At 63.8% G+C, this 19809-nt stretch carries 17 protein-coding genes; 9 read left to right on the top strand and 8 right to left on the bottom strand.

Annotated features, from left to right (window positions below; translation table 11 throughout):
- The first annotated feature begins 124 nt into the window (after positions 1–124).
- The 4 genes from EWU68_RS05890 (at position 125) to EWU68_RS05875 (ending at position 4756) form a co-directional block, all read left to right on the top strand.
- Positions 125–1033, top strand: coding sequence for a MurR/RpiR family transcriptional regulator (locus tag EWU68_RS05890; protein WP_129315189.1), 909 nt, complete (start codon positions 125–127; stop codon positions 1031–1033).
- A 138-nt stretch (positions 1034–1171) separates the two neighbouring features.
- Positions 1172–2470, top strand: coding sequence for a type I glutamate--ammonia ligase (locus EWU68_RS05885; protein WP_129315188.1), 1299 nt, complete (start codon positions 1172–1174; stop codon positions 2468–2470).
- Positions 2460–3596, top strand: a complete 1137-nt coding sequence (locus tag EWU68_RS05880; protein WP_129315187.1) for an amidohydrolase family protein — start codon at positions 2460–2462, stop codon at positions 3594–3596. The genes EWU68_RS05885 and EWU68_RS05880 overlap by 11 nt, the downstream gene beginning before the upstream one ends.
- On the top strand, positions 3593–4756 hold the full coding sequence (locus EWU68_RS05875; protein ID WP_129315186.1) for a M20 metallopeptidase family protein: 1164 nt from the start codon (positions 3593–3595) through the stop codon (positions 4754–4756). Before EWU68_RS05880 ends, EWU68_RS05875 begins: the two co-directional genes overlap by 4 nt.
- A 45-nt stretch (positions 4757–4801) precedes the next feature.
- On the opposite strand, the gene EWU68_RS05870 is transcribed toward EWU68_RS05875, so the two are convergent.
- Positions 4802–5347 (bottom strand): CE1759 family FMN reductase, encoded by a 546-nt coding sequence (locus tag EWU68_RS05870; RefSeq protein WP_162421366.1) that lies wholly within the window; start codon positions 5345–5347, stop codon positions 4802–4804.
- 50 nt (positions 5348–5397) lie between these two features.
- Positions 5398–5778 carry a VOC family protein gene (locus tag EWU68_RS05865; RefSeq protein ID WP_420852875.1) on the bottom strand — a complete coding sequence of 127 codons (381 nt, stop codon included), beginning with the start codon at positions 5776–5778 and terminating at the stop codon, positions 5398–5400.
- 260 nt (positions 5779–6038) lie between these two features.
- On the opposite strand from EWU68_RS05865, the gene EWU68_RS05860 reads away from it, so the two are divergent.
- The gene (locus tag EWU68_RS05860; RefSeq protein ID WP_129315183.1) at positions 6039–7487 is read left to right on the top strand and encodes an APC family permease; all 1449 of its coding nucleotides are present in this window, start codon (positions 6039–6041) and stop codon (positions 7485–7487) included.
- Positions 7488–7505: 18 nt separating this feature from the next.
- On the opposite strand, the gene EWU68_RS05855 is transcribed toward EWU68_RS05860, so the two are convergent.
- Positions 7506–8180, bottom strand: a complete 675-nt coding sequence (locus tag EWU68_RS05855) for a class F sortase (protein WP_162421368.1) — start codon at positions 8178–8180, stop codon at positions 7506–7508.
- A 153-nt stretch (positions 8181–8333) separates the two neighbouring features.
- Positions 8334–11543 (bottom strand): LPXTG cell wall anchor domain-containing protein, encoded by a 3210-nt coding sequence (locus tag EWU68_RS05850; protein ID WP_162421370.1) that lies wholly within the window; start codon positions 11541–11543, stop codon positions 8334–8336.
- 439 nt (positions 11544–11982) lie between these two features.
- Here EWU68_RS05850 and EWU68_RS05845 point away from each other — a divergent pair, with 439 nt between their 5' ends.
- Complete coding sequence (locus EWU68_RS05845) at positions 11983–13017, top strand: alpha/beta hydrolase family protein (RefSeq protein ID WP_202976691.1); 1035 nt, start codon at positions 11983–11985, stop codon at positions 13015–13017.
- Between the two features lie 22 nt (positions 13018–13039).
- On the opposite strand, the gene EWU68_RS05840 is transcribed toward EWU68_RS05845, so the two are convergent.
- A complete protein-coding gene (locus EWU68_RS05840; protein ID WP_129315180.1) occupies positions 13040–13459 on the bottom strand; it encodes an organic hydroperoxide resistance protein in 420 nt (139 codons plus the stop codon).
- An 81-nt stretch (positions 13460–13540) separates the two neighbouring features.
- On the opposite strand from EWU68_RS05840, the gene EWU68_RS13410 reads away from it, so the two are divergent.
- The 3 genes from EWU68_RS13410 (at position 13541) to EWU68_RS05825 (ending at position 16585) form a co-directional block, all read left to right on the top strand.
- On the top strand, positions 13541–13990 hold the full coding sequence (locus EWU68_RS13410) for a MarR family winged helix-turn-helix transcriptional regulator (RefSeq protein ID WP_274542738.1): 450 nt from the start codon (positions 13541–13543) through the stop codon (positions 13988–13990).
- Positions 13987–14808, top strand: a complete 822-nt coding sequence (locus EWU68_RS05830) for a Rossmann-fold NAD(P)-binding domain-containing protein (protein ID WP_129315179.1) — start codon at positions 13987–13989, stop codon at positions 14806–14808. The genes EWU68_RS13410 and EWU68_RS05830 overlap by 4 nt, the downstream gene beginning before the upstream one ends.
- Before the next feature lie 235 nt (positions 14809–15043).
- The gene (locus EWU68_RS05825) at positions 15044–16585 is read left to right on the top strand and encodes a sulfatase-like hydrolase/transferase (protein WP_129315178.1); all 1542 of its coding nucleotides are present in this window, start codon (positions 15044–15046) and stop codon (positions 16583–16585) included.
- A gap of 245 nt (positions 16586–16830) precedes the next feature.
- Here the strand turns inward: EWU68_RS05825 and mgtE are convergent, their stop codons facing one another.
- The 3 genes from mgtE to otnC form a co-directional block, all read right to left on the bottom strand.
- Positions 16831–18189 carry a magnesium transporter gene (gene mgtE, locus EWU68_RS05820; RefSeq protein WP_129315177.1) on the bottom strand — a complete coding sequence of 453 codons (1359 nt, stop codon included), beginning with the start codon at positions 18187–18189 and terminating at the stop codon, positions 16831–16833.
- A 309-nt stretch (positions 18190–18498) separates the two neighbouring features.
- On the bottom strand, positions 18499–19086 hold the full coding sequence (locus tag EWU68_RS05815) for a PepSY domain-containing protein (protein ID WP_129315176.1): 588 nt from the start codon (positions 19084–19086) through the stop codon (positions 18499–18501).
- Positions 19087–19171: 85 nt separating this feature from the next.
- Positions 19172–19792, bottom strand: coding sequence for a 3-oxo-tetronate 4-phosphate decarboxylase (otnC, locus tag EWU68_RS05810; RefSeq protein ID WP_129315175.1), 621 nt, complete (start codon positions 19790–19792; stop codon positions 19172–19174).
- Positions 19793–19809: the final 17 nt, after the last annotated feature.

Raw genomic sequence — 19809 nt, 5'->3', positions numbered from 1 at the left:
TCGGATAGGTCGAGTTATACACATTACAGGTTGGCTCGTCCAGGGCAAGAGTGTAAAAAATATTTCGCGAAGCCCTGCGGCGTGGTGCGACACTGGGGATGGTTCCGGTAGACGAGGAAAAGAGATGCGCATAGGTTCTGGTGGTGAGTCCTTGAGGGAACGCACAGAGGGGGAGGCCTCGGAGGTCGATGGCGACGAGCGCACGGAAGTGCGTGAGCTGGTGCGCCAACGGATGGATTGCATGACCAAGGGGGAGCGGAAAGTGGCCCGGGTGCTGCTGGCGCGTTACCCGAGTGCCGGTCTCACGACGGTGGCCGAAGTTGCGACCATGTCCGGGGTGAGTGCGCCGACGGTTCTGCGTTTTGCCTCGAGGATTGGGTTCACCGGGTGGCCGGACGTCCAACGCCGCCTCGTGGCCGAGATCAACGCTCAAGGATCCCCAGTGGCGCAGTATCGGCGCAAGTCAGGCGTTGGAGGGGAGGGGGTGCTCGAGCGGTCTCTCGAGTCCTTCTCGCACATGCTCTCGACCACGTTCGAGCAGGTTCCGGAGTCGGAGTTCTCCGCGACGGTGGATCTGCTGTCCGATCCGAAGCGCCGCATCGTCGTCACCGGGGGCCGGTTCAGTCACTACCTGGCGGGATACTTCGCGGACCACCTCGCGATGCTACGGCGCGGAGTGACCGTTCTGGCGCACGACGAGAATTCCTGGCGCAGCGGGATCTTGGACATGGACGACGCGTCCGTGCTGGTTCTGTTCGACTACCGGCGGTACTCCTCCGATTCCGCTCGCTTGGCCGAATTGGCTCACGGGCGTGGTGCCTCGGTGTGTCTGATGACCGATCACCGGTTGTCGCCTGTCTCCGATGTGGCCCGGACGGTTCTTTCGAGCGAGGTCGAATCTGCCTCGCCCTTCGATTCGCTGACCGCCGCCACGGCGCTCACGGAGGCCTTGGTCGGCGCGGTCACCGAGCGACTCGGGGATGCGGGGAAGCAGAGAGTTGTCGCTTTCGAGGAGCTGTTGGGCGAGGGCTGATGGGCCGGCTCTCGGGGTCTCCGGTGTGGTCCGCGTCTCCCTGGGCGTGTAATGTGCGTTACTGTAGAACGACAAAATGCGGTTCGTGAAACGCAAGATCCAGAATTGCATCTTTCCTTCGAAAACGAGCGGAAAATTATGCCAACATCACCCCTGACTTTCATCGCAACCAACGACATCTCGGCACAGACCCGAGGACGTTCGGTTCCCGGGAAGGAAACGCCTTCGGTGCTGACCAAAGGCGTCGGATGGGTTCCGGCGAACCTGGCCATCGGGGCTTTCGGAAGCATCGCGGAGGACAATGTTTTCGGGGCGACAGGTGATCTTCGCCTGATTCCCGACGCCGGTTCCGTGGTGACCGTGCCTGCCGACGGGGAAGCTCCTGGCCTGAACTTCTACCTTGCGGACCAGACCCTTCCGGATGGTTCCCCGTGGGAGTGCTGCCCGCGGACGTTCGCACGCAATGCTCTCGACGAATTCAAGGAGCTGACCGGTCTGGAGGTCGTGGCCTCCTTCGAGCACGAGTTCAGCATGACCGGTGCCGAGGAAACCGCCCCGTTCTCCTTCGAACGGTTCCGGGCGGCGGAGCCGTTCGGGACCGACCTGGTGGATCTTCTCAACCACGTGGGGCTGGAGCCGGAGACGTGGTTGCCCGAGTACGGCCGGGATCAGTTCGAGATCACCCTCCGGCCCACCGGTGCCCTGGAAGCGGCCGACCGCGCCGTCGTCCTCCGGGACCTGGTCAGGGATCTCGCGCGACGACGTGGTCGAACCGCATCCTTCGCGCCCCTTCTGGACCCCGAAGGATCGGGAAACGGTGTCCACATCCATTTCTCCCTCCGGGACGGCACCACCGGTGCCCCTGTTCTGCACGACCCCGAACAACCTTCCGACCTGGCCGAGGTCGGCGCCCAATTCGCGGCCGGAATCATCAAGCACGCCCGGGCGCTGTCGGCGCTGACGGCGTGCAGCCCGTCGTCGTACCTGCGACTGAGCCCGCATCGGTGGAGCGTTGGCGGTGTCTTCCTCGGCGAGTACCACCGGGAGGCTCTGGTGCGAATCTGCCCGACGAGCACGTTGGGTGGTGGCCGCCCCCAGCACCAGTTCAACCTCGAGTACCGTGCCGCGGATGCGACGAGCAATCCGTGGTTGGCCGTCGGCGCCATCGTCCGTGCGGGAATGGAAGGCATCCGGAGGAACTACCGCAGGGAGAGGATCTGGCAGGAGGACGCCCCGACGGAAGATCTCGCCCGGACACCGAAATTGCCGACCGACGTCAACGACGCTCTGACTGCACTGACCTCGGACGACATCGCCACCTCCTGGTTCGACCCGAAACTCCTTCGGACCTATGTGGACGTCAAGAAGGCGGACCTCGCGGCGGTCGATGGGCTCGACCCGCTCGAGGTCTGCCGAAAGGTGGCTCATGCCTACTGATCTCGACGAAACCCTGGCGACGGTTCGACTCGTCGACCACCACGTTCACGGGCCCCTGGCTCTGGAGGTCGACCGCGATGGCTTCGAATCGCTGATTTCCGAGTCCGACCGGCCCCAGCCGCCCGGGCTCACCGCCTTCGATTCCCAGCTGGGCTTTGCCGTGCGAAGGCATTGCGCCCCTCTGCTGGGGCTTCCGGAACGCGTTGCCGCCGACGACTATTGGGACGCCAGAGCGACCTGGTCGCCCGGGGAACTGGCGAGGCTGTTCCTGGGCGCGGCCGGTGTCGGGGACTGGGTGGTCGACACCGGTTTCTCGGCGGACGACATCTGGGACGTGGAGCGCATGGAAGCCGAGCTGGACGGGCGGTCTCGAGAGATCGTCCGGCTGGAATCCACGCTCGAGGACGTTGCCCTGACCTGTGAACCGGAGGAACTGGAACAGCGATTCCGGGAGGCCCTGGACGAAGCGGCGCGAACCGCGGTCGGCTGGAAATCCATCGTGGCGTACAGGTACGGCTTCGACTTCGAGCCAACCCGTCCGACGAGTGCCGAGGTGAAGGCCGCGGCACGGGCCTGGATGACGACGTTCGAGTCCGGAACGCGTCCGCGCGTCGAAGACCCGGTCCTTCTGCGGTTTCTGCTCTTCGCGGCCTGCGACACCGGGATGCCGTTGCAATTGCACGTGGGGTTCGGGGACCCGGACTTGGACATGCACCGGTGCAATCCCGCTCTGCTGACCGAGTGGCTGCGGACCGTGGAGCCGACCGGCGTGCGCGTGATGCTGCTGCACTGCTACCCGTACCACCGGATGGCGGGATACCTCGCCCACGTGTTTCCGCACGTGTACATGGACGTGGGGCTCGGCATCAACTACACGGGCGCCGCTTCGTCCAGGGTCATCGCCGAAAGTATGGAGCTGGCACCGTTCGGCAAGCTGCTCTATTCCTCGGACGCGTGGGGTCCGCCCGAGCTCCATTACCTGGGGTCCGTGCTGTGGCGACGGGGTACGGCAGCAGTCCTTCGGCAATGGGTTCAGGACGGCGAGTGGTCGGCCTCGGACGCATGTCGCGTTGCCGAGATGGTGGCCAGAGACAATGCACGATGTGTCTATGGATTGGATGCATGAACGAGAACCGATTGTGGGAAGCCCTGGACGCTCACATGCCCGCGGCCCGTGAGCTTCGAAGAACTCTGCATCGCGTCCCGGAGGTCTCCGGCAAGGAGGCGGGGACCCGGGACACAGTCCTCAAACACTTGGACGGGGTGGTCGACCCGGAGTCGGTGATGCATCTCGCCGGCACGGGTGCGGTGTGTCGAGTCGGAGGGTCCGGACCGGCCGTCGGACTGCGGGCGGAGCTGGATGCCTTGCCGGTCGTCGAAGAAACCGAGGCCTCGTGGCGGTCGGAGAACCTGGGTGCCATGCATGCGTGCGGACACGATGTCCACATGGCAGCCTTGGTCGCCGTCATGTCGGCGGTGCGCGACGCGGGAGCCCCCTGGCCGGCTCTGGCCGTGCTCCAGCCGCGCGAGGAAACGTATCCCTCGGGGGCCGAGGACATCGCGGATTCGGGGGTTCTGACGGACCAGCAGTGCGGCGCCATGATCGGAACCCACGTGCAGTCGACCTTGGACGCAGGCCATGTGTCCTGCACTCCCGGCGGGGTCAACGCCGCCGCCGACGAGTTTCATATGACGATTCGGGGAACCCCTGGCCACGCCGCCTACCCTCACCTGACCAACGATTCGTTGTTCGCCGCGTCGCAGGTTGTGGTCGGGCTCCAGAGCGTGGTGAGCCGGTTGGTGGACCCGATGAGTCCCGCCGTGCTGGGTGTTTCTTCGTTTGCCGCGGGTGAGGCGGCCAACGTGGTCCCGGGCGAAGCTACGGTTTCCGGTACGTTGCGGTCATTGGACGAGCGGACGCGGCAGCAGCTGCGCCAGAAGGTCTGCGACATCGCGAACGGGATCGCCGAGGTGCATGGTTGCACGGCGGACGTTCGCATCACCGCGGGAGAGCCGGTCTTGTTCAATGACCCCGCCGTGACCGAATCCGCTCACGAGGTTCTGGTGAACCGCGGCTTCTCGGTCGTCGAAGACATGAGATCGCTGGGGGCCGACGACTTCGCGTTCTACGCCGAATCGCTTCCGTCCCTCATGCTGTTCGTCGGCACCGGGACGTCGGAGAGCCTGCATTCCTCGACGTTCCTCCCGGACGACGACGATCTTCGCAACGTCGCCAGGGCCATGATGGCCGGATATATCGGAGCCGGCGGGATCCTCTCCGCGTGATTCTCTGCGGGAGCCTTGCCCGCCGTCGTGGACTCCGGGGGCGGCTTACTCGGTCTCCGGGACGACCTTCTGCGCGAACTCCCGTGCCGCTCGTCCGATGCGGTCCTCCAGCGTGTGTTCTGAGGACAGCTCGGTCGAGGTTGCGTAGACGCCGGTCGGGACGACGTCGGCATGGAGGAACGTGAACAGCGGTCGCATCGAGTATTCGAGGACCATGGACTGTCGCGGCGAGCCGCCCGTGGCTCCCAGAAGGAGGGGTTTGCCCTCGAAGTCCTCGGCCGACATCAGATCCCAGAAGGATTTGAAGAGCCCGGAATAACTGCCCTGGAACGTCGGGGAGACGGTGATGACGCCGTCGGCGGAGGTTACCTCGTTGAGGAGACTCTCCAACTCGCCCTCGGGGTATCCGTTCGTGATGAAGTCGGCGATCTCGTAGCAGAACTGGCTCAGGTGGTGGGTGCGGATTCTCGGTTCGAGTCCGCGACCGGAGATTTCTTCCTTGACGGCGTCCTTGAACCGGTCGGCCAGCTGCGCGGACGAGGAGTGGAGGGCAAGCCCTCCGGTAACAATCGTGATGCTCGTGGTGTTCATGGCCCTCCAGGGATTGATGCCTCGTCCCAGCATCGCACGGAGCCGTGCCGTCACACCCAGCAGATGCAGAAGGGGTGGCCTGATGGGTCGGCGAAGACGTGGAAACCGTGGGAGGCGTTCTTGTCGCGGGGCTCTCTGATCGACGTCGCTCCCAGCGAGAGCGCCTCGCGGCACGCATCCTCGAAGTCTTCCGGCTCGACGTGGAAATCCACGTGCACCTGCTGGTGCTGATCTCCTTCCTCGGGCGGCCACGTCGGCGGAATGTGGTCCTCGGCGTATTGAACGGAGACGCGCAATTCACCGCCCACCAGGATGTCTCGCCAGTGCGGGTCGTCGCGGTCCTCCTCATCGACCTCGCCCCCGATCAGCGCGGCCCAGAAGGCCGTCTCCGTCTCGATGTCGTTCGTGTCGAAGACTACGGTTGAGCTCACGGTCTTCATCTGTTCAGTCCTCTTCCCGGGTGCGACAGTGATGCATGTCTCTGTTCTCGTACTCCCATACTGCGCTCCTCGTCGGCAATGCGGTAGGTCTCGCGTGATTTCCGGGTTGTGAACAGGCAGTCGGGCGTCGTCGCTTGTCAGGGGAGGGGCCAATGTCGGTGAATCCGTGATTGAATTGTGCCCCTGCACGCCGAATCACACCGTAGAGTGACGTGCAAGACACGCGCATCGACTGATAGAGGGGTTCTCCCGTGAGTACCGAAGCAGCTGAGACGAGCACCGAACCGAGAGAGCTCAAAAAAGTCATCGGCCCGAAGCTACTTGTCCTCCTGATCATTGGGGACGTGATCGGAGCGGGCGTCTTCGCCATCACGGGGCCCGTGTCCAAAGAAGTGGGCGGCGTGGCCTGGTTGCCGTTCCTCGTGGCTTTCGTGGTTGCCACGTTCACTGCTTTCTCCTACTTGGAGCTGGTGACCAAGTACCCACAGGCTGCCGGTGCGGCGCTGTATATACACAAGGCCTTCGGCATCCACTTCGTGACCTTCATCGTGGCCTTCGCGGTCGCGTGTTCGGGTATCACCAGCGCCGCAACCTCATCGACTTTGGTGGGCAAGAACCTGCTGATCGGTATCGGCGAGTTCATCCCAGGCATCCCCAACGGTCCCACGGCCTCCATGCTCTCGGCCGTCGCCATCATCGTGGTGCTGGGTCTGGTGAACCTTCGCGGTATCGGTGAGAGTGTGAAGTTCAATGTGATCCTCACGTGTGTGACCTTGCTGGCGATGGGAATCGTCATCGCGATCGGTTTCGCGGCCATCATCGGTGGCCAGGGCGAGCTCGGACGCATTGTCGTCTTCGAGAACCACAGCGACCGGAACATGTTCGCAGCCGTCACCATGGCAACCTCTGTTGCTTTCTTTGCCATGGTCGGCTTCGAGGATTCAGTCAACTTGGTCGAGGAATGCAAGAACCCGAAGAGGGACATGCCACGGATGATGCTGACCGGGCTCGGTGTCTGCGTGATCATCTATATCCTCGTTGCGGTCACGGTGACGATCGTGATTCCACCGGGGGACATCGCAAACCCGAAGAACCCGGATGCCGGCGTTCTTCTCGACGTGGTGCGCGTGGGTGCCCCGGGTATCCCGGTTGACGTGATCTTCCCGTTCCTGACGATCTTCGCTGTGGTCAACACCGCCCTGATCAACATGCTGATGGCAAGCCGTCTTCTCTATGGGCTCGCCAAGCAGCACGTTCTGCCCAAACCGTTCGCGGGTGTGCTGCCGAAGCGTCGCTCGCCATGGGTCTCGATCATCTTCACCACGATTCTCGCTATCGGGTTGATTCTGTATGTGAATCTCAGTGGGCAGGAGAGCATCGTCGGAGCCCTCGGAGGAACGACCGCGCTGTTGTTGCTGTGCGTCTTCGCCGTCGTCAATGTCGCGCTCCTCGTGCTCAGGCGCGATCCCACTCCTTCAGGTGCATTCAGGGCCCCAACGATCGTTCCCATCCTCGGTGTGATTACTTGTATCTACTTGGCCGGGCCCTGGGTTCGGGACCGGTCGGCGTGGATTCAGTACGAAATTGCCGGTGCATTGTTGGTCATCGGTATCGTGCTGGGGCTGATCAACTGGTTCTTCGTGCACCGCAAGGGCGTCAGGACCGAGGCATTCGACGACATCGAGCACCTCGAGGACTAAGGCCCCTCCGAACGGTCATCACGCCGGTTCTTGGACCAATTCGGCCCGGACCACCAGATTGTCCTGGTAATCGAACCGGCCGTCCGCGACCTCTGAGACCTCTGGACCGGAGCAGGTCACGAGGTGGAGCCTCGGGGGGCCCGTCTTTGCTACCAGAGCAGTGAGGTCTTTGAGTCGTTCCTGGGGAACGACGTAGAGGTCGGTGACGCGGTAGGTGTGGATGCCACCGTTCGAATCGGCGACCTCGATGGGCGCACACGGTTCCAGGTCGTGCAATCGCCCCCACGGGGACAGCCGGCCAGAGGAATGGTTGACATGCCCGGCCACGAACGTGGAGCCGGTGGTAGAACCGGCCGGGGCGGACCGGTCGTCCCAGGAGCCACCGGGGGCGTCCGGCAAGGGAACTTCGCCGGATTCGGTGGCTCTGACCGGGGCAAAGCTCGCCTGCGCCGCCAACGACGACGCACGCCAGCTGTTCGCTCGGATCGGAGGCCCCGGATCCGGGTCCGTGGTGGCCTGGCAGGACGCATGACGGAATGCGCGGTGAGGTCGCGGGGCGTATTGACCGCCGGTGTCCGCGTCCAGAGCAGTCCGGTCGGGACCGCGGTCCACGAGTCGGTGCCCCTCGGGCGAGGCCGAGACAGGACGGAACATGAGCTCCGGGTTCCGCAGGGGGAGCGGAACGTTTCGCATGCTTTCGCACTGTGCCAGGGCCGTGAGGAGCAGAATCAGGAGCCCGGCGCAGATCATTGCCCGTCCGCGGCGAGGGCCGCGTCCCGCACCCGGCCGCGCAGCGGTGCTTCTGGGAGAATGACTCGGCCACGATGCCGCCCGCGGGTGAAGCATTTATTCCTCCATCCTTCGGTGGCGTGCGCGGTAGATGCCGTACCCCAGCAGAGTTCCCCCGAGGGCCGCACCTCCCGCGAGGACGGGATCGTGGCTGTCCTCTCCGGTATTGCCCGTGCGTGCTGTTGGACCTTTGCCCGCAGGATCGTACGCGACAGTCGATGCTGCAGGTCCGGGAGAGCGAGGGCCGACGGACGGTTCGCCCGGCGATGGTCTCGAGGGTTCCGCGGGCCCTGATGCCTCAGGCACGTCGGGATGCCCGGCGGGCGGCCGAACCGGTGGCGCCGGAGGCTCGGGGGTGGGGGAAAGCTCGGACGCCGGTGCCGGAGGTTGCTCCGGGTTCTTCGGACGTGGTTGAGGCGCGGGAGGTTCGGGAGTTCGAGTCCGCACCGTGTTGGAGTCCGACCACGTACCGTTGTAGGACTCGGTAAAGGTGTTCTCGACGTCGCCGGCCGCGATCCGTGTCATTCGGGCGTACACCGACCAGGACTGTTCCTTCTCGAGATTCTTGTCGAGGTTGAGGACCTTCAACAAGTCTTCCGTGGCCGCGAAGGTCACGGCCCCCGAACGGGCGTCGATTTTCTGGGCGAAGAAGCGAGTGATGTCCTGCCCGGCAGAAACGGCGGTTCCGTCGTCCAGAACAAAGTCGCTCCGGGAGAGGACGGTGAAGTCCCCGTCGTACCGGTCGTGGGATTCGTCGTAGTCGTCGAATACGGACCATTCGACAGTGCGTCCCGCATAGTGCGACGGACGAACCGAGGAATCCAGTCTGTATTCGAAGGTTTGCCCACGGTGTATTTCCTTCCCGTCCAACGACGACTGGTCCTTGGCGGAAACCACGATGTCCTTGTGCGGCCTGATGCCCTTCATGCCATTGACCACGGTCTCCGTCTGGACCTTGTGGTCGTTGACGATCTCCCACGCGGAATTCCGGATCTCACCATCGGCATTCGCCGAGACCGTGTACGGCAGCGAAATGGCGTATTTGAATCCGAGTGGGGGAAGCGGTGCACCATCCACGACCTTCGCCATGATCGAGATGCCTTGGGCTCCCGCATCCGTCACGTCGAACGTGTCCGTGACGTCCTCCGCGCCGTGTCGGGTGAGATCGTCCCAAGGCGCTGTCGGTGCAATGTCCGAATCGGCCGGGAGCTTGAGAACACGGACCGCCGCTGTGGAGATGTGGCCGTGTCGTTCGTCGTAGTCATCCAGCATCCCGAACCGAGTGATGGGCTCGGCGACGTCAACCAGTTGGGAAGTGTCCAGGAGCAGCCTGTATTCGATGGTGTCTCCCACGGTGACGGTTCGGCCATCGACCATCGTGCTCGTCCCCGGAACCAGACCATGTTTGTGCGGCTCAATCGAGGGCTCGTGGTAGGTGTGAGGCTCGGTGTAGTCGAGCCTGCCGTTGACGATGCCGAAGCCCGCATCCACCAGGTCGTCGGCCTTCCCATCGGCCAATGCCATGGGCGCAATGTGCAGGGTGAACTCGGTGTTGATCGGCAAGGATGCAGGGTCGATGGCCTCCGCACGTACCTGCAGGACCTTCTTCCCCAGGAATTCCGTTTCCTCCTGCGAGAGGCGGAAGGAGTCCGAAGCGTCCCGCGACCCCGAAGTGACACGGACCGATGACATGTCGACGGACACCGGGATCCGACCGTCCTCGGTTGCGAAGATGTTGTCTCCCACCACGAACTGCCGGAGTGGTTCGAAACCGGTCCGCTTGGTCACGGTCTGATGGGTCAGCTGACCGGGTAGAACGAACTTTCCCTCGCCAGGAGCGGTTTTCACCGTCCCGGAACCGCGGGCATAGAGCTCGTGGTACTCCACCGTGGCGACGATCGGGTCCAGCTCGGGGACCACCTCCCGTACGGGAGGCTTCGGCGGGGTCGGCGGCGCGGGCATCGACTCGGTCGGTGCGACGGTGTCGGCAGAGAGCATCACGTGGTTGTACGTCGCGGTGATGCCGCCGACGTCGTCGGGATCCCGCCCATCGGAGCCGCCCGAGGTCCCCACCCAGAAGGACGACCCATTGTGCGCCAGGAAGGTCACGCCGAGTCGCCGCATGATCTCTGGGTCGGTGTCCTCAATGCTTCGGGACTGGTTGCTTCCCTGAGGAAGCATGAAAGCTCGAGGGACCTCCCGTCGGGACGCCAAGTGAACCGGCTGGGACCGCGGGGAGATCTCTGACTCAGGATTGAGGAACGTGGCGATGACCCCGTCCCCGCCAGCGGTGTACGTTCCGCTGGCGAACTCGTACCGGGAGGCCCCGTCGCCTGTTTGGCCGTTCAGAGAGCCGAAGGACACGTAGTAGTTGTTGGCGTAGTCCTCGCCGGTGTCGGAGTAGGTGAAAGTGATGGTCTGTTTGAGTGCGGTGACCTTGTACAGCGCCAGATTGTCCGAATAGTTCGAAAAGACCTCGATGGCCGGTTCGCCGGCGTTCGTGGCCGATGTGACGACGTCCGAGACCAGGATCCGGGCATCCAGAGTACGGCCGGAAGCCTTGTCCTTGGCCACGTTCCTGTACGTGATGGTGAAGCTCGAACCGTCGACGGGATTGATATGGGTCACCGAATCCGAGTTGTAATTATTGTGGCGGTCGAACTGGTTCGCTTGCCCTGGGTGATTCTCGATGCCTTCGACCGAGAACAGACTGTTCCTGTTTTCCGAGATCGTGAACGGCTGTTCGTGCACGAGCTTCCCGGGTGTCAGAGCCACGTCGGGATTCGCGTCAGTGATCTGCTCCTTGAGATGTGCGTCGTAGGCCGCCTTCCGAGCGTCGTAATCCGACTTGGCGGCATCGTAGGCCTTCTTCTCGGATTCGTAGGTTTCGCTGGCCTGCCGGTACCGCGCCTCGGATTCGGCCACCTGCTTGGTGTGCCTCTCGCGCTCGTTCCGGGCTTTCTCGGCGACCGAGCCGAGAGCATTCGCCTGGTCCCGGTAGGACCGTGAGATCGATTCCTGGCGTTCCCGAACCGAGTCCGGGTCCACGACGTCGGGCGAAGCCGTCTTCCGCTCCACCCGGACTCCGGCCTCTTCTGCCGCGGCCACGGCGTTGTCCAGGACCGAGCTGTCCACGGGGACACGTTCTCGATGATTCGAGGCTTCTCGGTTGGTGACGGCCGTGGCGTGCTGCGGAGTGGCGGCCTCCGCATAGTGACTCGTCGCGGCGGCTGCTATCAGCAGGCCACTGAGCGTGGATACGCGCACGGATCGGGCCCGCGTCCTGCTCCGTCCGTGACGACACGAATAACCCTGTTCCCGACTCGAATGCATGAAACACCTTCCCCCAAAGGTTCGACGATTTCCCATCCCGTCGGGGCCCGGACTGGTCCGTCCCGAGACGGCGCCGCACGAGGTGGGCGAGCGAATCCTGGCAAGACCGCGGATGGGTTGAAGAAGTCCGACCGGCGGGCCAGTCGGCGCGTCTTTGGGCAGAAAGTCTAGATTCGACTCCGTTTCGAAGGGGCGAATGTCCGAAATTGTGGAAATTACAAAGCTACGGAAAGCGCGTCGGAAAGTGGGTCGTCCGCCTGTTGACGGGAAAATCAGCGCCACTGATACAGTGATCCATAGCACGTGAATACAGATTCCCCGAATCACGATGCGGCCGGACACTACCGCATCCGTATCAGGAAGAGAGCCCCCGATGACCGTTGCGAATTCCGACCGGGTGTGGCTGCCGAGGGCGCGCAAAGCCGCGATGGGGGTGATCTTCGCGTTCCTCCTGGCCTCGTGCTCTTCCGGGGATCCCGATGGTGAACAAGGTGCGAAGGCCTCGAGTTCGGGCCCCTCGGCGTCCGCGGCGTCGTCATCGGCGCCCAAGGCGGAGGCGGAAACGGTGGTGCAGCGGGACGAGCCGCTGTACAAGAGGGTGAATTACCCGGTCAAGGGCGAGGGGGACCCTTCGCAGAACTGGGGCGACCTGTATCTTCCGGCAGGCGACCACAAGGCCAAATCCGTTCCGTTGGTGGTTCTGGTCCACGGCGGGGCCTGGCAGAGCTCGATCGGTGCCAAGGACTTCGAGGCCTATGCGGAATCACTCGTGGATCGTGGCATGGCCGTGTACAACATCGAATACCGCCGCGTGGGTTCGGGAGGCGGTTGGCCGACGACGTTCACCGACGTCGCCTCGGCCATGGACTTCATCCCGGAACTCAGCAAGCAGCACCCCGAGTTCACGACGGACGACGAACTGGTTGTCGGTCACAGCGCCGGGGCGCAACTGGCCATGTGGGCGGGCACGCGCGATTCGAAGGAGGAACACGAACTCGGTGCCCATCCGAAGTTCGTCCCGACGCGCGTGGTCTCCTTGGCGGGTCCTCTGGACATGAAGTACGCGGCGGATCATGGCGACGTCAATATCACCAATGCCCTGGGCGGCACCCCGGAGCAGCTCGCTCAGCGGTACTCCGAGGTTGACCCGATTCAGAACATCGATACGTCCCTGCCCGTCGTCGCGGTGCACGGGACTGCCGACGAGGTCGTGTCGCCGGAGAACTCGCGGCGCTATATCGATGCGGTCAAGAAGGCCGGCGGTCGGGGGAGTCTTCACCTGACCGACGGGGACACCCACGGGTCATTGATCGAGCCGGATTCGGCGCACTTCCAGCACATCCTCAACATTATTGACGAGACGGCCGACGCGGACGTCGGCGACGTCGGGGAGACCCAGAACACCTGATGAGCCTCCCCGAGGCCGGGTGCTACTGGTCGGTGACTTCCAGCTCCACGTCGATGTTGCCGCGGGTCGCCCTGGAGTAGGGGCATACCTGATGGGCCTTCTCGGCCAGCTCCCTCGATTCCTCAACGGGCAGGTCGGGAACAACGACCTCCAGGACAACGGAGAGGCCGAATCCTTCGCCTTCCTTGCCGATGGAAACGCGTGCACCCACCGCGGAATCGCCCAGCTTCTTGTGGTCGGCCTTGGCCACCATCTGGAGAGCCGAATGGAAGCACGCGGCGTATCCCGCCGCGAAGAGCTGCTCCGGATTGCTTCCCTGTCCGCTTCCGCCCATTTCCTGGGGCGGGGCCAGGTTGACCGAGATGGTGTCGTCGCTCGAACGCACGTGGCCGGAACGGCCGTCTCCCGTGCTCAGGGCTTCTGCCGTGTACAGAGGTTCCATGATCAACTCCTCGCATTTGCTTAAGGCACAACTATATTGCGCACAATATAAATGTGTCAACGGGTTTGTTAGAATGAGGCCGTGTCGACATCGAACTCTCCATTGGCTCTGGACAACCAACTGTGCTTCTCCCTCTACCGGGCGAGTCACGCGATGGTGCGCGCCTACAGGCCCCTCCTTGAGGGCTTGGGGCTGACGTACCCGCAGTACCTGGTCATGCTGACCCTGTGGCAAACCGAGGAAGCGCAGAGCGTCGGACAGATCGGTGAGCTTCTCGGGCTGGACAGTGGAACGCTGACTCCGGTCCTTCGTCGCCTGGAACAGCGGGGACTGCTCGAGCGGCTTCGTGACCCGGAGGACGAGCGTCGACGCCTCATCGCTCTGACCGAAACGGGCGCCGAGCTGCGGCACGACGCCGAAGGCGTTCCGGAAAAGATCTGGGCCACGGTCTCGCTCGATCTCGACGGTTACAACGATTTCAAGAACCAGCTCAACGGTGTTGCCGAAGCCTTCGGCGCCGGACACCAATGACCAGCCAGCATGTTCTTCTCGCCGGGTGCGGCGACGTCGGAATCGCCACCGGCTTGAGGATGATCGCCCAGGGGTGGAGCGCAACGGGCGTTCGACGTCGAGCCGCCCTGCTTCCCGCAGAGGTCTCGGGTCTCGCCCTGGACCTGACGACTGCGCGGGAAGGCGACCTTCCGAGGGCCGACGCCGTGGTCGTCACCCTGACGGCGGACTCCACCGACGCGAATGCCTATGAAAGAACGTACGTGAATGGGCTGCGCGGTCTGGCGCGGGCGCTTCCTCGGGACGAGGGTGGGGCCGAACCCCTCGTCGTCCTGGTGTCCTCCACCGGAGTCTTCGGACAGAACGACGGCGAAATCGTGACCGAAGCGACCGATCCCTCGCCGAGTCGCGAGACGGCAAAAATTCTGAGGGCTGCCGAGCTCCTGGCCATGGGCCTCTTCCCGCGCCTTGTGATCGTGCGTCCCGCTGGGATCTATGGGCCCGGCCGAACCTCATTGGCGGACCGAGTGGCTCGCGGCGAGCCCGTGGCTCGGAATCGCATGACCAATCGCATCCACCGGGACGATCTGGTCTCGGTCATCGAATCCGTCCTTGGGACCGAAAATCCGCCTGAGCTGGTGCACGCGGTCGACCACAGCCCGGCGCCCCTGGGCGCCGTTGCCGATCACATCGCCGGACTCCTGGGTGTTCCGGCTCCACCCGATGTCTCCGGGAGCGGGGGAGGCCGGGGCAAGTCGATCGATGGCTCGCTGGTGCGGTCGCTGACGGACTTCCGATACCCCTCGTATCGAGAGGGCTACGCTTCACTTCTGGGGTGACGTCGGCCATGAAGGAGCGGGGCTCCGGGTCGCCGTCTTGCGCCGCGTGAGGCTGGGTGCCGCGGGCGGAGTCCTTCCGGACTCAGGCCGTTGACGTGCCAAAGAACACGCCGACGGTGGGTTAATGACGCGTAAACGGGTAGTGTACTGTAGCCAGGATCCTTAATGAGCCCTTTTGCCATATGCGGCCATGATTCCGGGGGAGCCACTCAGTCAGCGAACGCGAGGTAAGAACATGTCCGGTCGGTTTGTCGAAGTAAGCCGACGTACAGGCGCCATTATCGGCGGCATTCTGGTCTACATCTTGATCTGGTTCAGTCTGGTCCTGCTCGTCGCAGGGCTGGGTATTCGCTTTTTCTGGGGCAAGATCTCGGTGGGGCAAATGCTCCTCAACCTCGTGTCCGTGCAGACGGACGGGGGCGGTGGCGCCATCGTGTGGATGGGCATCTTCGGCATCGGGGTCCTTCCGGTTCTGATCACGATCGGCATCGCGGTGTTCCGTCACCTCCGGCTCCGCAAACTTCGCAAGAACGGCCTGGAGCACACGAAACGGCGCAAGCCGTGGATCCGTCGGTCGATCTCCACCGTGCTGGTCGTCGCCCTGACGGTCGGCGGAGGGTCGGCCTTTGCCACCACCGTCGGCATGAGCGACTACATCAAGTCGGCCAGCTCGAAGTACGACATGAATGACTACTACGCCGAGCCGCAGGTCACCGACGACTCCAAGAAGAACAACGTGGTGACCATCTACCTCGAGTCCGGCGAGGAAACGCTGACGGACGAGAGCCTGTTCGAGAAGAACGCGTTCGCCTCGCTCCAGAACTCGACCCAGGAGTCGGAGGGCTGGAAGAGCGTGGACAACCTCCAGCAGTACGAGGGCGGCGGATGGACCATGGCCGGTCTGACCTCGACCCAGTGCGGTGTCCCGCTCAAGGGCCCCGGAATCATCGGCAGCGGCAGCTCGATCGGACAGTCCGAGGGAACCCAGGGCAACTACCTCGGCGGCCTGAACTGTGCCGGCAACGTGCTGGCCGACCACGGCTACAAGAGCGAGTTCCTGGGCGGGGCCAACGGTTCCTTCGCCTCCAAGGACAAGTTCCTGAGCAGCCACGGTTTCGAGGAGGAGAAGGACCTCAACACCTGGCGCTCCATGGGAGAGGATGCCAAGAACTTCCGGAGCGACTGGGGCTTGAGCGACGAGCGCCTCATGGCCCATGCCCGGGACGAGATCGACCGTCTCCACGCGGAGTCCGAGCAGACCGGGCAGCCGTTCAACTTGTCGATGCTGACCCTGGACACGCACGAGCCGGTCCACATGTACGACTACTGCAAGCAGGACACCGACAGTGACGTGACCTCCGTGTACGCCTGCTCGATGGACCAGGTTGCCGGCTACGTGGACTATATGAAGGAAAAGGGCTACCTGGACGACACCGCAGTGGTGATCATGGGTGACCACCTGAAGCACATGAGCGCCGGCGATGCCTTCCACGAGCAGCTGGACAACAACCCGAACCGCTCGATCTTCAACAGGGTCTGGGTGCCGGGCGAGAACAAGAACCGCCAGATGCGGCCCAACATCGACCAGCTGAACATGTATCCCACGATTCTCGAGGCCGCGGGCCTCGAGCTGAAGGACCACAAGGCGGGGCTGGGCGTCTCGGCCTTCACGGACAAGGTTCCTGATGACTCCGCACAGGCACTCGATCCGGATGCCTACCGCGACCTCCTGGACTCACGGTCCAAGGACTTCTACGCGAGAGCCTGGTCGAAGTAGTCGACGATGTAGCGAATGACGATCGAAGGGTCGGGGCGGACAGCCCCGGCCCTTCGTCGTTGGGTTCGGGCATCGCGACGACGTCGGGCCGCCGTGCGGGGTCCTGTTGGGTGGGGGTGCCCTCGTGAGTGGCGTTTGCCTCCGCCAGGTGGGGGTTACAGCGCCACCTGGCGGAGGCAAACGCCGCCGAATTGGACAAAGGCCACCTTCCTGGGAGCCGCGGCAGCCCGTCGTCCGGCTTCGCCTTAGATCTGGAGCACGGCCCGGGCGATCAGGAAGTAGACGATCAGGCCCGTGGCATCCACGAACGTGCTGATGAACGGGTTGGAGAAGACCGCCGGGTCGACGCGCAGGGCACGAGCGACCATCGGCATGATGCCTCCCACGGTGGCGGCCAAGGAACAGACCGCCAGCAGCGTCAGCCCGATGACGAGACCGATCCGCGGCTCGAACACCAGGGCCGTGATCGTGCCGCCGATGATTCCCAGGGCCGCACCCAGGGAGGAACCGACGCCGAGCTCTCGGAGGAGCACCTTGAGGAGGTCGCGTGGCTGGATGTCGCCCAGAGCCATGGCCCGGGTCACGGTCGTGGCTGCCTGGTTGCCGGTGTTGCCGCCCGTTCCGATGAGGAGGGGGACGAAGAGGGCGAGGGCCGTCACCTGTTCGATCGTCGGCTCGAAGTGGGACTGCACCTGGACCGTCAGGGTTGCTCCGATGGCCAGGACGAACAGCCAGACGATACGGGACTTCACGAGCGTTCGGATGGGCGTCGCGAGGTAGGGGCGCCTCAACGGCTCGACGCCGCCCTGGCGTGCGGAGTCCTCGGTCTCTTCGTGCTCGAGGATTCGGACGGCGTCGTCGAAGGTCAGGATGCCGACCAAGCGACCTTCCTTGTCGACGATGGGCAACGCCAGGAGACCGAGATTGGTGCTTCTGCGGGCGGCTTCCTCCGCGGATTGGTAGGCCGACGTCGTCTTGGCCGGTTGCATGAGCTCGGAGATCGTCTGGCCCGGCTCCGAACCCATGAGGTCGCGGAGGCTGACGACGCCGACGACGCGGCGGCTTCCGTCCAGAACCGGAAGGGTGTAGATGGTCTCCGCATCGGCAATGTGTCGCTGGACCCGGTCGAGGGCTTCGGAGACCGTGTGGTCGATTCTGGTGGAGACGTATTCCGGGCTCATGCGTCGACCGACCGAGCCCTTGGGGTACCCCAGGACTCCGGAGGTCAGCTCCCGGTCTTTGGCCGACAGGCCGTGAAGGAGCCGGGGTGCGAGGGCCGCGGGGAGTTCGTCGAGAAGCCACACGCGATCGTCGGGATCGAGATCGGCGAAGAGTGCGGTGACTTCCGAATCCTGAAGCCCATCGATGAGATCGCCCTGCATTCTGGGCGAAAGGCGTTCGAAGACCTCCAGGGCCTTCTCCTTCGGCAACAACCGGTACACGATGGCCAGGTGATTGACGGGGAGACGTTCCAGGAGGGCTGCGACCTGCTCGGACGTGAGTGGTGAGATGGCGTCGACGATCGCCGCGAAGTCTTTGGCCTGGACGTAGGGCTGGATGTCCGCGACGGTGTCTGCGACTTCTGTGGTCTGAGGGGTATTCATGCTGGATCCTTGGGCGTGGAAGAGCACGCACGGATGCTGTGCATCCAGGCGGTGCTGTCAATGATGGTGCCCGCCCCAGCAGATGGACCCGATCAGTCCTTGGTTGCGATGCCGGAGGGGGCGTGGGGTAACGGATAGCCAGAACTTTCACTGTCCATTGCGCCTCACCTCCTGTTCGATAGCTTGTGAACCAATGAGTAAAGTAGCACGTTTGGTCGGGCCGGTGCCCTATGAATTCCCGCACCCAGCGACGGGAGCCGTGCGGACCGGGCCCGGTCCGCCCGGGCCCGCCGTCACGAGGGATTCGGGCTAGCTGTCCTCGATGTGGTCGCCGCTGTGTGCATCGATCTGGACTTCGTGATCCTCGGAACCGCTGGTTGAGTCGATATCGAATTCGTACTGGGGCCCGCGGTCCTTGCCCTCGATCTTCCACTTGTTGATCGGGCCGTCCTGGACCTGCTTGGCCTTCTTCATCGCTTCGTCGAGCGAGATCACGGAGGACATGTCGATCCGGTCGGACTTCCGCTCGGACTGCACTTCGTCCTTGTCCAGGTCCTCTGTCTTCTCGTTCACGGTGTCCCCGGAATCCGCATCAACCTGGATCGCGTACTTCTGCTGATCGGAGAGCAACTCGATCTTGTACTCGTACTTGCCCGAGGCGCCCTTTTCCAGTTCGATCTTGCTGACGTCGCCGTCGAACTTGTCCTGGGCGGTCTTCAGGGCGTCATTCCAGGTGACGGGGAACTTCTTCGTCGAAAGATCCTCCGAGGACGCGCCCGAGGCGCTGGTGCTGGCGCTGGACGAGGACGAGGACTTGTGATCGGTGTCGTCGTCTCCGCACCCGGCGAGGCCCGCGGCCAACGCCAATGAGGCTCCCACTACCAGAGTTCGTCGCATCTCAGTCTCCTTCCGTGGCTCCCCTCCAGGCTACTGCGGGGGATCAGGGAGGGGCCAAGGAGCTGGTGCCCAAGAACTGCCGCCGCTATCGTCCCGTGAGCTCGCGTACCTGCTGCTCGGTCAGGGGCCGTTTGGGCTTGTCGAGCAGCAGATACGCCAATTGGGCGGAAACCTCCAGCTCCTCAGCCGCGTTGACGGCCTCCTCGAGCGATTCGCCGGCGACCATGGAACCGTGGTTCCTCAGGATGACCGCGGGTCCGGTACGGGCCGCGTCCAGGAGCTCGTCATAGATCTCCGACGAGCCGGGGCGATAGTACGGAACCGTCGGAACGTCCTGTCCTATCCGCATGACGAAATACGGGGTGAGAGGGGGAATGGTATCGTCCGGTGACTCCAGGCAGCTCAGCGCGGTCACGTACGTCGAGTGCAAATGGACCACGGCGCGTGCAGAGGGGCGAGCATCGTACATCGCTCGATGCATGACAACTTCCTTGGACGGGCGAGGCCCTTCCGTATGCCGCCACGAAGAGTCCAAGACAGCCAGGCTCGAGGGCGAGAGGCGCCCCAATGACGAGTTCGTGGGGGTCATGAGGAATCCGCCGTCCGCACGCGCGCTGATGTTCCCCGCGCTGCCCACGCTGAACCCTCGGTGGAACAGGCTTGCTCCGAGCGACGCAATCTCTTCCTTGATGTCGTTCGTTCCCACAGGTGAGGTCCTTTTCA

The organism is Rothia koreensis, assembly GCF_004136575.1.
GTDB lineage: Bacteria > Actinomycetota > Actinomycetes > Actinomycetales > Micrococcaceae > Rothia > Rothia koreensis.
The sequence above is the reverse complement of the archived record's forward strand: the minus strand, read 5'-3'. Positions and strand labels throughout refer to the sequence as shown.

Coding starts and splice junctions, on each gene's coding strand:
- EWU68_RS05840 (WP_129315180.1), bottom strand. CDS start 13,459: ATGGAACCTCTGTACACGGCAGAAGCCCTGAGCACGGGAGACGGCCGT.
- EWU68_RS05875 (WP_129315186.1), top strand. CDS start 3,593: ATGAACGAGAACCGATTGTGGGAAGCCCTGGACGCTCACATGCCCGCG.
- EWU68_RS05880 (WP_129315187.1), top strand. CDS start 2,460: ATGCCTACTGATCTCGACGAAACCCTGGCGACGGTTCGACTCGTCGAC.
- EWU68_RS05830 (WP_129315179.1), top strand. CDS start 13,987: ATGACCAGCCAGCATGTTCTTCTCGCCGGGTGCGGCGACGTCGGAATC.
- EWU68_RS05825 (WP_129315178.1), top strand. CDS start 15,044: ATGTCCGGTCGGTTTGTCGAAGTAAGCCGACGTACAGGCGCCATTATC.
- EWU68_RS05885 (WP_129315188.1), top strand. CDS start 1,172: ATGCCAACATCACCCCTGACTTTCATCGCAACCAACGACATCTCGGCA.
- EWU68_RS05815 (WP_129315176.1), bottom strand. CDS start 19,086: ATGCGACGAACTCTGGTAGTGGGAGCCTCATTGGCGTTGGCCGCGGGC.
- EWU68_RS05845 (WP_202976691.1), top strand. CDS start 11,983: ATGACCGTTGCGAATTCCGACCGGGTGTGGCTGCCGAGGGCGCGCAAA.
- EWU68_RS05870 (WP_162421366.1), bottom strand. CDS start 5,347: ATGAACACCACGAGCATCACGATTGTTACCGGAGGGCTTGCCCTCCAC.
- mgtE (WP_129315177.1), bottom strand. CDS start 18,189: ATGAATACCCCTCAGACCACAGAAGTCGCAGACACCGTCGCGGACATC.
- EWU68_RS05890 (WP_129315189.1), top strand. CDS start 125: ATGCGCATAGGTTCTGGTGGTGAGTCCTTGAGGGAACGCACAGAGGGG.
- EWU68_RS05855 (WP_162421368.1), bottom strand. CDS start 8,180: ATGCGAAACGTTCCGCTCCCCCTGCGGAACCCGGAGCTCATGTTCCGT.